The organism is Brevibacterium moorei (assembly GCF_024580735.1).
In the GTDB taxonomy this organism is placed as follows: Bacteria; Actinomycetota; Actinomycetes; order Actinomycetales; family Brevibacteriaceae; genus Brevibacterium; species Brevibacterium moorei.
On record NZ_JANIJX010000028.1, the window covers coordinates 20,011 to 35,032 of the forward strand.

The following is a 15,022-nucleotide window of genomic DNA, read 5'->3' on the forward strand; positions in this document are numbered from 1 at the left end:
CCCGCGGCGCAGACGAAAGGCACACCATGACCGTTGCGAACCGCAGCACCACCGCTTCCCCCGACCGGGCTGCGGCGGCAGTGCCCGCGCAGACCCCGTTCAACCCCGTCAAGACGCAGCCGCGGCAGTACCACGCCCCGCGCTGGGACGAACCGCTGATCCACCAGCTCTCGACGCCCGGAGCGCGCGGCATGCTTGTGCCGGCGCCGCTGCAGGAACTGCCGGAGGACGCCCCGGAGGCCCGGATCGGCAGGGATACGCGGGTGGAGCTGCCCGAAATCGGGCAGGCACAGGTCCTCCGTCACTTTCTGCGGCTGTCGCAGGAGACCCTGGGCGCCAACCTCAACGTCGACATCGGGCAGGGCACCTGCACGATGAAGTACAGCCCCAAGATCAACGAGCGCTTCGCAGCTGCGCCGCAAAGCGCGGGCGCCCACCCCCGGCAGGCAGTGGAGACGGTGCAGGGGACCCTGCGGATCCTCAAGGAACTGCAGGACTACCTGGCCGAGGTCTCCGGAATGGACGCCATCAGCCTGCAGGCCGGGTCGGGGTCGGCCGCGATCTTCGGCAATGTGTCGATCGTGCGCGCCTACCACCGCGAGCGTGGTGAGGCCGACGTCCGCGACGAGGTGATCACGACCATCTACAGCCATCCCTCGAACGCCGCGACCGCCCGCACCATGGGCTACAAGGTCATCACGCTGTACCCGGACGGCAATGGCTTCCCCGACCTCGAGGCGCTGCGCGCAGCGGTTTCGGAGCGGACGGCCGCGCTGTTCATCACGAATCCCGAGGACACGGGCATCTTCAATCCGCGCATCACCGACTACGTCGACGCGGTTCACGAGGTGGGCGGACTGTGCGTGTACGACCAGGCCAATGCGAACGGCCTGCTGGGCATCGCGCGGGCCAGGGAGGCCGGCTTCGACCTGTGCCACTTCAACCTCCACAAGACCTTCTCCACGCCGCACGCCTGCGGTGGGCCCGCGGCCGGCGCGATCGGCGCGCGCAGTGCCCTGGCGCCCTATCTGCCAGGCCGCCGCGTGGTTGCGGAGGGGACGGGGTACCGGTTCGCGCAGCGGGACCCGCGCGCGATCGCCGACATCCGGCCGGGCCACGGGGTGATCCCGAACCTGATCCGCGCCTATGCCTGGATCCGGGCCCTGGGTGGTACCGGCCTGCGCGAGGTCTCGGATATCGCCGTGCTCAACAACAACTATCTGCTCGCGCGGATACTCGAGATCCCCGGCCTGGAGGTGCCGTATGCCAAGGGCAAGCACCGTCTGGAGCAGGTCCGCTACAGTTGGCAGCCGCTGGCCGACGACACCGGCGTGAGCTCGGGCGAGCTGGGCGCCGCCATGGCCGACCACGGGTTCCACTACTGGACCAGCCATCACCCCTACATCGTGCCCGAACCGCTGACTCTGGAGCCCACGGAGTCGTACGCCAAGGCGGAGATCGACGAATACGTCGACGCGCTGCGCGATATCGCGGCCCTGGCCCGGGTGGATCCGGACGAGGTGAGAACGGCGCCCCACCGTTCCAGCATCCACACGGTCGACCAGAACGCGACCACGGATCCCGACACCTGGGTGACATCGTGGCGGGCGTACCAGCGCAAGTACGAGGGCAGGTCGTTTCCTGTGTCGGAGCGGTGGACTCCCGCCGCCGACCTGCCGGTGCCCGAACGCGCGCCCAAAGCACACCACCGGTGAGCCGGCCGTTGCGGCTGGCCCTGGTCATCAACCCGGTCGCCGGCATCGGCGGTGCGGCCGGGCTGGCCGGCAGTGACGGCGCGGCCATCCAGTATCTGGCCGCCGCCCGCGGATTCCGCTCGCAGGCGGCCGAGCGCGCGCGCCGTTTCCTCGCGGGCCTGGCCGCGGCCCGGGTCGTCGTCACCGGCGCCGGGGAGCTCGGCGGCGCCGCGCTGGCCACCTCGCCCGTCAGCTCGGCGGACGCCGAGGTCGTTGCCCGGCAGGACCCGGACGGACACACCACGTCCGCCGATACCCGCGCGGTGGTCGAACGCGCACTGGAGCGGGCCGTGGACCTCATCGTCTTCGTCGGCGGAGACGGCACGGCCCGCGATGTGCTCGACGCGGTCGAGGCCGCGGGTGGCACCGCCGCGGGACTGACCACATGTGCAGCCGCAGGTGCGGCGGGGCGAACCGCCGTGCTGGGCATCCCCTCGGGGGTCAAGATGCACTCCGCCGTATTCGCCCGGTCCCCGGCCACGGCCGCCGCCCTCGTCGAGGGCTGGGATCCGGCCGGAGACGGCACCAGGCCCGGCGACGTCGCCGACATCGACGAGGCGGCGCGCCGGGCCGGGACCGTTTCGGCGCGCCTGTACGGAGTGCTGCCGGTGCCCGACCGGCCGTTGCAACTGCAGGGCGGAAAGATCGGCACAGCCGGGCCCACCGCAGGCTCCCACTGGGGGCTGGCCCGCGAACTGCAGCTCGAACTCGATCCGGCGAAGGCCTGGATCTTCGGACCGGGCTCCACCGTGCGCGGTGCCGCAGCCGAACTCGATGCGGACTACGGCCTGGGCGATCTCAGCCTGCTGGGCGTGGACGTATCGGTGCCCGGCGCGGGCCGGCGGAGGCTGTGGCGCGATTGCGATGCGAGAACGCTCGAGCGGCTCGTGGCCGAGCAGGCGGTCCAGCTCGTGCTCTCCCCGATCGGCGGTCAGGGCTTCCTGCTGGGCAGGGGGAACCAACAGCTGCGGCCCGAACTGCTCGAACGCCTGGCCCCGGCGGACTTCATCGTGATCGCCACGCCCGCCAAGCTGGGCGAACTGCGCGGTGGACCGCTCTACATCGACAGCGGATCGGATCGGGTCGATCGCAGGTTTGCCGGTTATCTGCGGGTCCACACTGGCCCGCACGAAACGGCGATGGTCCGCATCATGGCGGCGTGAGGTCTCGGCCCGCCAGCGGAACGGCCCTCCCCGAGCGCCAGTAGACTGGGTGCCGTCGGCGTGCAGCGGGAGAAGCGGGTGATGGCATGTTGCGACTGTCGCGCCTGGCAGGCGAACCCACGCTCGGTCTGGAGATCCTCGTGGCCGTGGGCGATCCGGAGATCGTCTGGGCGCATGTCAGCGAACTGAGCGACCCGGCCCCGTGGCTGACCGGGGGAGAGTTCCTGCTGACCACCGGCCTCGGCCTGTTCCGCGAGCGCGCAGCGACGCTCGAGTTCTGCCGCCGGCTGGTGACGGCACAGGTCTCGGCGCTGGGGCTGAGCACGGGCCCCTCGCTGCCGCATTCGTAATTCCCCGAAGTCCTGATCGAGGCCGCCCGGGCCACGGGGCTTTCGCTGGCCGCCGTCCCGGAGCTGACCCCGCTGCAGTCGATCGTGCGGATGGTCTCCCATTCGCTCAATGAGGAGGAGACCCTGCCGCTGCGCCGCGCACTCGCCGCGCAGCGTCGCCTGGGCCATGCGGCAACCCGCCACAACGGGGTCGCCGAGGTGCTCGGGGTGCTCTACGATGTCAGCGGCTTCTCGGCGGTCGTTGCCGACCCTGCGCTGCATATCATCGCGCAGCACGGGCCGGGGGCCGATGCCCTGCTCGCGCGGTTCGTGGACGACATCGTGGTCCACCTGCCCCAGGGGATGCGCTGGTCGTTGAGCGAGGGGGCGGGAGAGGACGAATTCGCCCAGGTCTCTCCGCTGGGGACCCAGGGAAACCTGCGCGGGATCATGATCGCCGCCAGGACGGGGGAGGCCGGCTTCGACGACCAGGCGCTGCTCAGCATGGTCGTCTCCCAACTGAGCGTGCTCCTGGAACTGCGGTATTCGGCAGGACAGCAGAACCGCCGGCGCCGGGAGGCCGTCGTGGGCGCGCTGGTGTCGAAACCGCATTCCGAGGTCGACGCGGTCTTCCAGCTGGCCAGGGCGGGGATCGAATGCGCCGGCGCGCGTGTCGTGAGGTTCTCGCACCGCCTCGATGAGACCGACTGCCTTATCCTCGACTCATCGTTGGAGCGGGCCTGCTCGGAGCTTGTCTATCATGCCGATTCCACGGGGACCACGGCCCTGGTCTGCGATCCGGGCGAAGGGCTGGTGCGCGCGCTCGAATCCGGCCTGCGCAGACTGCCGCCGCGGACCGGGCGATCTGAGCGGGCCGAGTGGTCCGTGGAGGGTGGCGTCCGGTCAGCCGAGAGCGGCGTCCGGGCCGGGCTCGGGACCTCGACCGGGCTCGGGTCGATCAGCCGGTGCGCACAGCAGGCCAGACGCGCGCTGGGGATCGCGGAGTCGCGCGGTCTGCCGGTCGCGGAGCTGTCCGCGGTCGACGGATTCCGGACCCTGCTGGCGATGGGGACTACGGACGACCGGGCCGCGTTCTGCGCTGAAATCCTCGAGGACATCGACTCCCATGCGCAGAGCAGCAGCCTGCTGGCGGCGCTGCGCGGGTACTTGAGGGCCAACGGCAATATGGAACAGGCGGCGCACAGTCTGGGCATCCACCGGCACACCCTGCGGACCAGGCTGGCACCGGTGGAACAGGTCAGCGGCAGATCCCTCGACGTGGCGGACCAGCGGTTCGAACTGTGGTTGGCCATCGAACTGCGGGACCTGCAGGACTGAGGATCGTCACCTGCGGGGTGTGCAACCGAGTGGGCACGCGGCCCCGCCGTTGTAGGTTGGTCGAGTACGCGGAATCCGATCGGCAAGGAGGCCGAGCATGTCCGTTCCATCGACTTCATCCACCGTCGAACCCCCGCTCGGCGCCCCCTACGACAATGCGTCCGTGGCCGCCCGCCTGGCGGCGCTGCCACACGTGGCCGAGGCCTCGGCCACGACCCTGTCGATCGGCACCGGGGACTTCTCCGCCTTCCGGGCCACCCCGGCCCGGCCCGATGAGAGCCTGGGCACGGCCGTCCTGGTGCACGGCTGGCCGGAATACGCATCCTGCTGGGAGGGCACAGCCAGCGCGCTGTTGGCCGCCGGAATGTCCATCCTCGCCTACGATCAGCGCGGCTACTCGCCCGGGGCCAGGCCGGAACAGGTGGAGGACTACTGCGTCGCCAACCTGGTGGCAGATCTGGCCCAGCTGACTGCGGCCGCCGGCCTGGACCGCTTCCACTTGGTCGGCCACGACTGGGGCGGCATCGTCGCCTGGCCCTTCGCCGCGACCCACCCCGAACGCCTCTACACCTGCACCGTCGTGTCGACCTCGCACCCGATCGCCCACGGGCTGCAGATCAAGAACGACCCGGACCAGTATGAGCGGATGGCCTACCTGCGATCGATCCGGCACCATCCCGACGGCGTCGCGCGGACCCTGCTGCGCGATGGGGGAAAGCGCCTGATCGACATGTACAGGGGAGCGGTCGCCCCGGCGCTCGCGGCCTCGTACGTGGAAAGGTTCGCCGCACCGGGCGCCTTCGATTCCACCCTGAAGTACTACCGGGCACTGGGCACGGGCGAACAGCTGCCCAGCACCCCCATCACGGTGCCCACCGCCTACGTCTGGGGCAGCGAGGACGTGGCCTTCGCCCCGGCCACAGCACGACTGAGCGGGGACTACGTCGAGGGTCCCTACACCTTTGTGCCGCTGGAGGGCGCATCGCACTGGCTGCCCGAATCGCATCCCGCCGAGATCGCCGCGGTCGTGCTGGACCTGGCCAGGCGCCACGCCGAGGACCCCGCCGGCTAAGGTCCATTCAGTCGGTCAGCAGGGCCAGGGCCGCCACGGCCCCCGGGGGCGCTGCGAGGTCGTCGATCCGCGCGCCGCGGCATCGGTCGTCCCGCACATCGACCCCGCCCGCCTGTTCCAGGGCCAGGGCGCCGGTCTTGACCAGAGCCTCCTTGCGGACCCAGAGCCGGGCGGCGGCCGGTCCGGTGTACGAGTCTGTGGCCGCGGGCGATGCCGCCTGCAGGGCCTCCTGCTCGGCCGGGTGCAGGGCCCCGGCGGGGACCTCGATCCCGGCCAGGGCCTCGACGTCGATGCCGACCGGCACCCGGGCCACCGCCGCCGCGACGAAGCCGCGGGAATGCGACATGCTCGCCTGCAGGTCGGGGCGTCCCTTGATGCGCGGCACCCCATGCGGTCCGCCGCAGACGGCGCAGCTCTGCACGATCTCCACCGCTCCCGGTTCCGGTGCGGCGGGCGACTCCGGATCGGCGCCAAGCCACTGCGCGGCGATGAGGCGCACCAGCACGTGGGCGGCCAGGAAATCCCTGCGGTCAGCCGGCAGCCGGAGGCGCTCCATCCGGTCGCGTTCGGCCTCGCTCAGGGCGTCCAGGGCCTCGGGCGCGCTCAGCTCGGCCAGGACCTCGGCTGCGGTGGCGACCCGGAGCAGTGCCCCGTTCACCGTTATCGACCGACTGGAAACGGCAGCCCTCCGGTGAGCTCGGCGGGCCGCTCGGCCATGTGTCGCAGCCACTGCGCTACCTGGGCGATCGCGGGTTCGCGGACCATCAGGCCGTGGTGCACCGGCAGGGTCGTGACCTCGATCGCGCCCGTTGCATGGGCTGCCCAACCGGCCGGGTCGAAGCCCTGGGCCAGCGAATCCGCCGAGGCGAAGAAGCGTAGGTCGCCCTGCCACGTCCGGTGCGCGGAGGCGTGGATCATCCGGGCCGAGGCCCGCACATTGTGCATACAGGCGGAGATCACCTGGGGCTGCAGGCCGGCGAAGGTCGAACCGTCGGCGGCCAGGTGGGCCAGGACGGAATCGTGGTCCAGCGCTTCCCCCTCCGCAGGCTCCAGGCCCGCCATGCGCAGCAGGCCGATCAGGGTCTCCCGCTCATCGGGCAGCGGCTGCTTGGCCCACTGCTCGGCCGGATAGGCGTCGAGCAGGGTCACACTGCGCACAGTCCGGCCGGCCGCGTCCAGGGTCACCGCGAGCTCTTGGGCCAGCATTCCGCCGATCGACCAGCCCAGCAGATCGACGCCCGTGGTTCCGGTGACCGGCTCGAGCAGTTTGGCGATGCGCTGGGCCCAGGAGTGCAGATCGGGGTGTTCGACCGGGCTGCCGGTGTTCATGCCCTCGACCTGGATGACGTAGATGGGCCTGTCGGCCGGCAGGTGGCGCAATAGTCCGGCCCAGCACCAGCCCAGGCCGCCGGCCGGGGGCAGCGCCACCAGCGGCACCTGGTCCGCATCCCCTGCGCGCAGCCGGAACACGGCGCCGAGTGGATCGCCGAAGTCGGTGCCCGCCCCTGGGCCACTCTGCCTAGAGCCGGCGGCGTCCGGTGTCAGCCTGGCGGCGAGCGTCCGCGCGGTGGGGGCTGCGAAGACATCGGCGAGGTTCGCGCGGTGCCCGGCGATCGCCTCGACCGCGGTGAGCAGTCGCAGCGCGGTCAGGGACGAGCCGCCCAGGGCGAAGAAGTCCTCGTCCGGCCTAGGTGTCACGGTCTGCAGGATCTCGCCCATGACCCGCGCGATCTCCTGTTCGAGCAGATTGCCCGCGGCCCGTGCCCCCGGGCCGGCGGTGCCCTGGCCCGAGGCTCCCACGACCTCGGCCGGCAGCGCGCTCAGCGCCCTGCGGTCGGTCTTGCCGCTGACGGTCAGGGGCCAGTGTTCGACCAGGCCGTAGGCGCTCGGGCGCATGGCCGCGGGCAGTTCGGCCAGGGCCGCGGCCTGTAGGGCAGCGCGGACGGTGGCCGGGTCGGGGGAGGGGGTGCCGGGGACGGCGGTTGAGTGGGCGGGGGAAGTGCCCACCGAGGTCGTGCCCGTGCCGTTAGCCGAGCCGGCGGCCGCCTCGGCCAGGGAGTAATAGCAGATCAGGCGGGTCTCCCCGGAGCCTGTGACCGCCAGGATCTCCAGGTTGTCCACCCCGGGCACGCGCGCCAGCACGGCGCGGATCTCGCCGGGTTCGACCCGCTGTCCGCGCACCTTGACCTGATCGTCCAAGCGCCCGCGGTAGAGCAGCACACCGTCCTCGCGCCACAGCGCCCGGTCGCCCGTGCGGTACATGCGGGCGTGCGCCGGGGGAGTGGGGCCCATGCTGCCTGGCTCTGCCGACGGCCCCGTGTCCCCGGGCGCCGAGGCGGCCCCGCGCAGTTCGGCCGGTTCGGCGAGGAAGGCCTTGGCCGTCGCCTCGGGCCGGCCGATGTAGCCATCGGCCACCTGCACGCCGGCCAGCACCAGTTCGCCGGTCATGCCGGCGGGGCAGGGGTGCCCGGCGGGGTCGAGCACATGGCAGCGGACGTTCGGCACGGGCCGGCCGATCGGCACATCTGCGAGGTCGACCGCCGGATCGCAGTCCCAGTAGGTGACATCGACTGCGGCCTCGGTGGGGCCGTAGAGGTTGATCGGCGCGATCCCCAGTCCCCGGGCCGAGGCCCGGACCAGGGTGCCGGGCAGCGCCTCGCCCGAGCAGAAGATCCGCCGCAGGGCGGGTGTGTCGCCGAGTTCGGCCAGTGCGACGGAATCGCTGAGGAAGGCGTGGAGCATCGAGGGCACGAAGTGCACGGTATCGACGCGGTGGCGGCGGAAGGTGGTGGCCAGGGCGCGCGGGTCACGGTGGGCGCCGGGCGCGGTGATGACGATCGCTGCCCCCACCCGCAGGGGCCAGAACAGTTCCCACAGGGACACGTCGAAGCTGATCGGCGTCTTGTGTGCGACGCGGTCCCCTGGATGCAGGGGGTAGAGCTCCTGCATCCACTCCAGGCGGTTGTCGATTGCGGCCTGGCCGACGACGACGCCCTTGGATCGGCCCGTCGAGCCCGAGGTGAACAGGACATAGGCCGGGTCCTCGGCTCCGGCCCACCATGCTGCGGGGGTTCCGGGAGTTTCGGGGGCTCCGGCGGAGAGCCGTGTTTCACGTGAAACGGGGTCCAGCACCGTCACGCCGGCCGGCAGCAGGTCCCGGGTCTCGGCGGAGGCGAAGGCCAGGGTGACACGGGCATCGGCGACCATATCGGCCAGCCGCGCGGCCGGCTGGTCGGGGTCCAGGGGGACATAGGCCGCACCGGCCAACTGGGTGGCGTAGAGGGCCGCGAAGAGTTCGGGGCCGCGCGGCAGGGCAACGCCCACCGTCCAGGGACCGAGGTCGTCCCGCGCGTCGCTGTGTTCGTGCGAGGTGCTCTGCTCGTGCAGCTCTCGCAGTGTGCGGGCCAGAGCGCCCGCCCGGTCGAGCAGCTCGGCGTAGGTCCAGTTGTGGGTGCGGCCTGTGGCATCGTCCCAGATAAGAGCCGGGGCCTCGGGGGTGCGCCCGGCCTGTTCGACGAAGGCCTGCGGCAGGGTGCGGCGCGGATACTCGCGGTGTGCCCCGGTCCATTCGGCCATCCGGGCGCGGTCCGCGGCATCCAGCAGTTCGAGGTCCACGATTCGGGTCGTGGGACTGCCAGTGGCGGCGTCGGCCGCTTTCCCGGCGGCGGCCGAGGCGATTTCGGCGCCACTGCCCGCAGCCTCGGCGAAGGTGCGCAGCCAGGCCGCCAGGCGGCCGGCATGGGCCGCGGCCGAGCCCGCCGGGTACAGATCGGGGTTGACGTCGATCTCCAGGCGCACGGTGCCGCGTCCCGGGGCCCCGCGCAGGCACCAGGTCATATCCTCGACCGGGCCGGCCGTCAGATTCCGGATGGTGCCGGCGGCAGCGCCGAAGTGTAGGGCCGATTCGAAGGGCAGCAGATTGACCTGCGGACCGAACAACTGGCCTGCGCCACTGCGGGCCAGGCTGCGCGTCAGGTCCGCCTGCCGGGCCTCGGTGTGACCGGCCACCGCCGCGTGCTCGGCCGCCAGCGCCTCCACCGCGCCGCCCACGGTCAGGGTCTCGGCGGTCCCCGACAGGCCCAGCGGTAGGACGTTCATCGCGGTGCACACGGCCCCGGCGCGCGCCAGGCGCCCGTGCCCGGGACGGAACCGGTTGAGGTGGGGGATGCCGATGCGCACGGCGGGGACCTCGGCCTCGGAGGAGGGTGCCAGGAAGCGCCACAGATAGGTGGAGAAGGCGGCCTCGGCGATGGTGGTCCACGGGGTGCCCAGGGCGCGCCCGGCGCGCAGCAGTGCCTGTTGGGTGTCCGCCGATACGTCGATTGTGTGGCGTTGCGCGTGCCGTGCCGGCGTCGCGATCCGGCCGGCGATCGAACTGGATTCTGTCATCCGGTCCAGCCGCGGATTCCAGAATTCCGCATCGGCCGAGGCCTCCGCGGCTTCCAGCGCACGGGCCTCGGCGACCAGTTCGGCCAGAGCGGGGGTCGGGCGTTTGGCCCGGCTGGGAGTGGCCGGGTGCGCCTGTGAATCGGGACCGGTCGAATCGGTTCCGGCGCCCTGCGCGATCTCCGTGTAGAGGGCCGCGACCCGGCGGGCGAAGACCATGAAACCGAAGCCGTCGATGGCCACATGGTGCGTCGCGTGGAACCAAAGCGAGCGTCCGTCCTCGCGCAGCAGCGCGGTGCGGACCACGGGTCCGGTCCCCAGGTCGAAGGGGGTGTCCAGGGCGGTTTCGAGCCAGGCCCGGGGGTCCTCGTCCTCGACGATCTCCAGGGCGGGCCCGGCCGGGTGGAGCACCTGGACGGGGCCCTGCTCGCCGCCCGCCTCCTCGGCCTCGCACGCGGCGTCGGCTTCCGCGCTTGCTTCCACTCCTGCTTCCGCGGCCGAGGTGTGCACGCTCACACGCAGCTGTTCGAACTCCGCGTAGGCGCGCTCCAGGGCTGCGGCGAGTACCTCGGCGTCCAGTGGGCCGTCGAATTCCACGAGCTCGGCGGTCGTGTACGCGGGGGTTCCCGGGTCGAGTTCCTGGGCGAAGAAGAGCCCGCGCTGGGCGGGGGAGAGCGGGATTGCGTTCATGTCCTCGGGTTCGGTCGGGCTGGTGTAGGAGGTGGGGGCGAAGTGCTCAGGAAGTGTGGCGCTTAGAAGATGCGGCGCTCAGGCCGGGGCCGAGGCGCCGGAATCCCGGATGCACTGGGCCAGGAAGGCGGTGGTGGGCTGTTCGACGATCTGCGCGAAGTCCACGTCCACGCCGGCGGCGAACAGCTCATCGGACAGCGTGAAGGTGCGCAGGGAGTCGAATCCGGCCTCGAAGATATCGGCTTCGGGGGCGGCCAGCAGGTTCTGGGCGGCCTGCGGGTCCTTCAGAATGCGGGAGAAGGCATCCTGCAGCCAGCTGGTCCACGCGGAGTCGAGGTCGAGCGGTGTTGTGGTCATGCCATGTCCTTTGCGGCTTGGGCCGGCGCGCCGGCGGTGTGTTCGGATGGTGTGCTGCCGGCCTCAGCCTCCTGGAGTTCGGCCAGGACACGGGTGCGCAGGGCGCGGCGGTTGTTCTTGCCCACGCCGGTCGTCGGCAGGGTCGCGGCCACCTCCAGGCGGTCGGGGACCTTGAAGCGGGCCAGGCCCGATGCCCGCACGTGGTCGAGCAGCTCGGATGCCGTCGGCCAGTCGGCCTCGGCGATGTCCTCGCGCGGCAGGACCACGGCCAGGATCTTCTCGCCCAGGTACTCGTCGGGCAGGCCCAACACCAGGGCATCGGCGACTGCGGGGTGGCTCAGCAGGGCCTCCTCGACTTCTTCGGGGGCGATCTTCTCCCCGGCCCGGTTGATCTGGTCCTTGATGCGGCCGGTCACGGACAGGTAGCCGTCGGGTCTGCGGATCACCAGGTCGCCGGTGCGGTAGAAGCCGTCGGCGGTGAAGGAATCGGCGTTGACCCGCGGCGCGCGGAAGTATCCGCGGATCGTGTACGGCCCGCGGGTCAGCAGCAGTCCCTCGGTGCCGTCGGGCACCGGATTGTCCGCCTCGTCGACGATGAGGACCTCGTCGTCTGGGCTGATCGGCCGGCCCTGGGTGTGCACGATCGTGTCGATCGGATCGTTCAGGCGCGTGTAGTTGACCAGGCCCTCGGCCATTCCGAAGACCTGCTGCAGGGTCGCGCCCAGTTCCGGGGCCACGCGCTGCGCGGTGGTGGCCGGCAGGGGAGCGCCGCCCACCTGGATCGTCTCGAGGCTGGACAGGTCGAAGCGGGTGCGCGCCGGCGAGGCCAGCCAGGCCTGCAACAGCGGGGGTACCAGGGAGGCCATGGTGATGCGGTGTTCGGCGATGAGTTTGAACGCCGTGCGGGGGCTGGGGTCGCCAGCCATGACGATCGTGCCGCCGGCGTGGAGGACGCCGAGGATGCCCGGCGAGCTCATTGCGAAATTGTGTGCCGCCGGCAGGCAGACCAGCATCCGCGTGTCCTCGGTGACCCGGCAGATCGCGGCGGATTCGCGCACCGTGTAGAGGTAGTCGGTGTGGGTACGCGGGATCAGCTTGGGCACGCCGGTGGTCCCGCCGGAGACCTGCAGGAAGGCCAGGTCGTCGGCCCGGCCGTCGTGGAAGGACGTGTCGTCCGTCGCGGTTTCGGCCGTGGAGCCGGTTGCAGTCGCGGCGCCGGCCGCGAGCTCGGTCGCCGACGGCGGGCGGGAGACGTCGATGGTCAGGGGAGCGACGATGCCCTCGGCGGTCAGGGCCTCGGCCAGCTTCGCCGAGGTCTCACGCTGCTGCTGGGAGCCGACCACGACGTGCGCGGTGGCCCCGGCCAGCCGGGTGAAGTGGGCCAGTTCGGTTTCGCGGTGGGCGGGCAGTGCGAAGATCGGCACCGCGCCCAGATAGAACACGCCGAACAGCGCCGACAGGAACTCCACGCTGTTGGGCACCTGCACGATCACTGCCTGGCCAGCGCTCACCCCGGAGGCCGCCAGGCGCGCGGCGAATGCGGTGGCGTCGGCGTCGAGCTCGCGGTAGGTCAGGGCGGTGGGGGCCGCCGCGGCCCCGGGAACGGCCACGGTGGGGCCGGTGACGGCGATATTGTCTGCGAAGCGCAGTGCCCTGGCGCGCATGAATACCGGCAGGGACTCATCCTCCCAGTAGCCCAGGGCGCGGTAGTGCGAGGCCAGGGCGGCCGAAGGGCGGACGATATCAGCGCGAACGTCGATCATGGATTCCTCTGAGCAGGCTGTGGCACAGGAATATGCCGAAGCTAAAGCATACCTAAGGGTGGAGCTGATCTGAAGCGTGTGCTCGGGTAGAGCGAGCGATCTCATGCATGGCGCCCACCGAATCCGATGGGTCCGCCGCGCCGAAGGGGCCGGGCGCATTGCACGGGCGTTCCCCCAGCGGATAGCCTGACCCCGGTTCCACCGATCTTCCCCTGGAGAGGACCTCTATGCATCGCCTTCTGCGTGCCCTGACCTGCGGCACCGTGCTGAGTGTGGCCATCGGAGTCGGTGTGCCGGCCCAGGCATCGACCGCGGCGGCACCTCCGGCGCCCACCACCTCGGACTATCCGCTGAGCGCCGTCAGTGCTTCCGGCATTTTGACTCCCGGCGCCACCGACGGGTCCACGTCCACGGCCCAGGCGCGCGAGCAGGCGGCCGGCCCGCAGTCCACCGCCGCACTGCCCGGGGCGCTGTTGTCCCCGGCCGCCCTGGCGGGGATCGGCGAGCGGTTCACCCAGGCGGTCACGAGCCATGCCCGCGGTCTCGCCCTGGCGCTGGGTGCGCCGGGCGCCGGCACCCGAGCAGTGCCATCGGCCGGCGGGACGGGCGGTTCCCAGGCCGAGGCCTCGGCCCCGGACCTGCATCGGAAGCCGGCCGGCACCCGGACCGGGGACGGGGTGACGATCGCGGCGCTGTCCGATGTCGTCGACCTGCCGGCGGATTCGCCGAGCGTGATCGGGGTGCTCTTCGACGATTCCGACGTCAGGGTCGAATTCGAGGTGCGCACCAAGACCGCGGACGGTTGGTCCGACTGGACTCATCTGCACGCGACCCCAGAAGGTGGCGGCGCAGAGGGAGGCGAGTCCTCCGGCGGTGGGAGCACCGGCACCGACCCGTACTACGTCACCGGGGCCCAGCAGGCCCAACTGCGGATCCTGGGCGATGGCGGCGTGCCGAAGAACGCGCGCGCCTTCCTGGTTGATCCGCACCGGTTGGACTCGGACGCCAAGGCGGTGGCCGACAATGCGCCCACCCTGATCAGTCCCGGAGCCGAACAACAGGGTGCCGGTGAGTCACAGGGCAGCGCCGAGCCGGGCGCCGGCGAGCAGCGGGCGTACCAAGTCGCGCCCATGGCGGCTCGGGCCTCGGCGGTGGCGGCCAAGCCCAAGGCGGGTGCGAAGCCCAAGCCCGCTGCGAAGTCCAAAGCGGGGCCGGTGCAGCGACCGAAGTTCGCCTCGCGCAAGAACTGGGGAGCCAGCGGGCCGAAGGACAAGCCCCGGACGGCGGACAAGGTCACGGCCGCCGTCATCCACCACACAGACGGCAATAAGGACTACTCGCCCGAGGACGTCCCCGCGATCCTGCGCGGTATCCAGACCTTCCACAAAGAGGGGCGCGGCTGGTCCGACATCGGCTACAACATGCTCGCCGATAAGTACGGTCGGCTGTGGGAGGGCCGGGCCGGCGGAATCGACAAGCCCGTGATCGGCGCCCACGCCTCGGAGGTCAACAACGGAACCTTCGGCATCTCGGTGATCGGCGACTATGCCAAGACTGCCCCACCGAAGAAGACCAGGGACGCCGTGGCGGGTGCCGTGGCCTGGAAGCTGTCCCTGGGCAAGGTCCCGGCACAGGGCACCACATCGGTCGAGGGCAAGAAGATCAAGACCATCGTGGGTCACCGCGATGTGGGCGACACCGACTGCCCCGGCGATGCCTTCTACGCCACCTTCGACGAGATCCGGCGGACCGCGGCGGACATCCAACAGGGCAAGAAGACCACCGCGGGAGCCCAGGCCGGTGGTTCCGCTGCGAAGAAGGGCGGTGCCAAGGGTCCGGCTCAAGGCGGTGCGAAGCCTGGTGCGAAGGATGGCGGCAAGGATGGGGGCAAGGCGAAGGCGCCCAAGATGAACCCGGGCGTGGTCCCCGATATGAACGCGGGGGTCCAGTCGGCCGGGGTCTAACCCGGGCTCAGTTCGGCCCGGGCCGGGTCTGACCTGGCCGCAGCGCAAGCGCACCACATCACATGCGCAAACCTGCAGTACCGCTCTGTGTCAAGCTGTGTGGAGTCACTCGGGCTAGTTTCTGACTGCTTCGTGCTCCGGCAGGTTGATACCCACGACGTGGGGCGGCTTCGGAGTCACCGGACGTGACTTGAAGCGTCCCCGGT

10 protein-coding genes are annotated in these 15,022 nt (G+C 71.2%); 6 read left to right on the forward strand and 4 right to left on the reverse strand.

The window, feature by feature from the left end; all coding sequences use genetic code 11:
• Window positions 1-26 precede the first annotated feature (26 nt).
• The 5 genes from gcvPB (at window position 27) to NQ034_RS14290 (ending at window position 5,656) form a co-directional block, all read left to right on the forward strand.
• Window positions 27-1,715, forward strand: a complete 1,689-nt coding sequence (gcvPB, locus tag NQ034_RS14270) for an aminomethyl-transferring glycine dehydrogenase subunit GcvPB (protein ID WP_257049661.1) — start codon at window positions 27-29, stop codon at window positions 1,713-1,715.
• The gene (locus NQ034_RS14275; protein ID WP_257049662.1) at window positions 1,712-2,917 is read left to right on the forward strand and encodes an ATP-NAD kinase family protein; all 1,206 of its coding nucleotides are present in this window, start codon (window positions 1,712-1,714) and stop codon (window positions 2,915-2,917) included. The genes gcvPB and NQ034_RS14275 overlap by 4 nt, the downstream gene beginning before the upstream one ends.
• A gap of 86 nt (window positions 2,918-3,003) precedes the next feature.
• The gene (locus NQ034_RS14280; protein WP_257049663.1) at window positions 3,004-3,267 is read left to right on the forward strand and encodes a PucR family transcriptional regulator ligand-binding domain-containing protein; all 264 of its coding nucleotides are present in this window, start codon (window positions 3,004-3,006) and stop codon (window positions 3,265-3,267) included.
• A gap of 90 nt (window positions 3,268-3,357) precedes the next feature.
• Window positions 3,358-4,584, forward strand: coding sequence for a PucR family transcriptional regulator (locus NQ034_RS14285; RefSeq protein ID WP_257049665.1), 1,227 nt, complete (start codon window positions 3,358-3,360; stop codon window positions 4,582-4,584).
• Window positions 4,585-4,681: 97 nt separating this feature from the next.
• Window positions 4,682-5,656 carry an alpha/beta fold hydrolase gene (locus tag NQ034_RS14290; protein WP_257049666.1) on the forward strand — a complete coding sequence of 325 codons (975 nt, stop codon included), beginning with the start codon at window positions 4,682-4,684 and terminating at the stop codon, window positions 5,654-5,656.
• A 7-nt stretch (window positions 5,657-5,663) separates the two neighbouring features.
• On the opposite strand, the gene NQ034_RS14295 is transcribed toward NQ034_RS14290, so the two are convergent.
• The 4 genes from NQ034_RS14295 to NQ034_RS14310 form a co-directional block, all read right to left on the reverse strand.
• On the reverse strand, window positions 5,664-6,314 hold the full coding sequence (locus tag NQ034_RS14295) for a 4'-phosphopantetheinyl transferase family protein (protein WP_257049667.1): 651 nt from the start codon (window positions 6,312-6,314) through the stop codon (window positions 5,664-5,666).
• Window positions 6,315-6,316: 2 nt separating this feature from the next.
• Window positions 6,317-10,732, reverse strand: a complete 4,416-nt coding sequence (locus NQ034_RS14300) for a non-ribosomal peptide synthetase (protein WP_257049668.1) — start codon at window positions 10,730-10,732, stop codon at window positions 6,317-6,319.
• Window positions 10,733-10,810: 78 nt separating this feature from the next.
• The gene (locus NQ034_RS14305) at window positions 10,811-11,089 is read right to left on the reverse strand and encodes a phosphopantetheine-binding protein (protein WP_257049669.1); all 279 of its coding nucleotides are present in this window, start codon (window positions 11,087-11,089) and stop codon (window positions 10,811-10,813) included.
• The gene (locus NQ034_RS14310; RefSeq protein WP_257049670.1) at window positions 11,086-12,852 is read right to left on the reverse strand and encodes a (2,3-dihydroxybenzoyl)adenylate synthase; all 1,767 of its coding nucleotides are present in this window, start codon (window positions 12,850-12,852) and stop codon (window positions 11,086-11,088) included. Before NQ034_RS14310 ends, NQ034_RS14305 begins: the two co-directional genes overlap by 4 nt.
• A gap of 227 nt (window positions 12,853-13,079) precedes the next feature.
• Between NQ034_RS14310 and NQ034_RS14315 the strand changes: the two genes are divergently transcribed.
• Window positions 13,080-14,816: an N-acetylmuramoyl-L-alanine amidase gene (locus tag NQ034_RS14315; RefSeq protein ID WP_257049671.1), complete on the forward strand. Its 1,737-nt coding sequence runs from the start codon at window positions 13,080-13,082 to the stop codon at window positions 14,814-14,816.
• Window positions 14,817-15,022: the final 206 nt, after the last annotated feature.

Excerpts from the sequence above, each read along its gene's own strand:
- gcvPB (WP_257049661.1), top strand. The coding sequence starts at position 27 with ATGACCGTTGCGAACCGCAGCACCACCGCTTCCCCCGACCGGGCTGCG.
- NQ034_RS14280 (WP_257049663.1), top strand. The coding sequence starts at position 3,004 with ATGTTGCGACTGTCGCGCCTGGCAGGCGAACCCACGCTCGGTCTGGAG.
- NQ034_RS14285 (WP_257049665.1), top strand. The coding sequence starts at position 3,358 with ATGGTCTCCCATTCGCTCAATGAGGAGGAGACCCTGCCGCTGCGCCGC.
- NQ034_RS14290 (WP_257049666.1), top strand. The coding sequence starts at position 4,682 with ATGTCCGTTCCATCGACTTCATCCACCGTCGAACCCCCGCTCGGCGCC.
- NQ034_RS14300 (WP_257049668.1), bottom strand. The coding sequence starts at position 10,732 with ATGAACGCAATCCCGCTCTCCCCCGCCCAGCGCGGGCTCTTCTTCGCC.
- NQ034_RS14305 (WP_257049669.1), bottom strand. The coding sequence starts at position 11,089 with ATGACCACAACACCGCTCGACCTCGACTCCGCGTGGACCAGCTGGCTG.
- NQ034_RS14310 (WP_257049670.1), bottom strand. The coding sequence starts at position 12,852 with ATGATCGACGTTCGCGCTGATATCGTCCGCCCTTCGGCCGCCCTGGCC.
- NQ034_RS14315 (WP_257049671.1), top strand. The coding sequence starts at position 13,080 with ATGCATCGCCTTCTGCGTGCCCTGACCTGCGGCACCGTGCTGAGTGTG.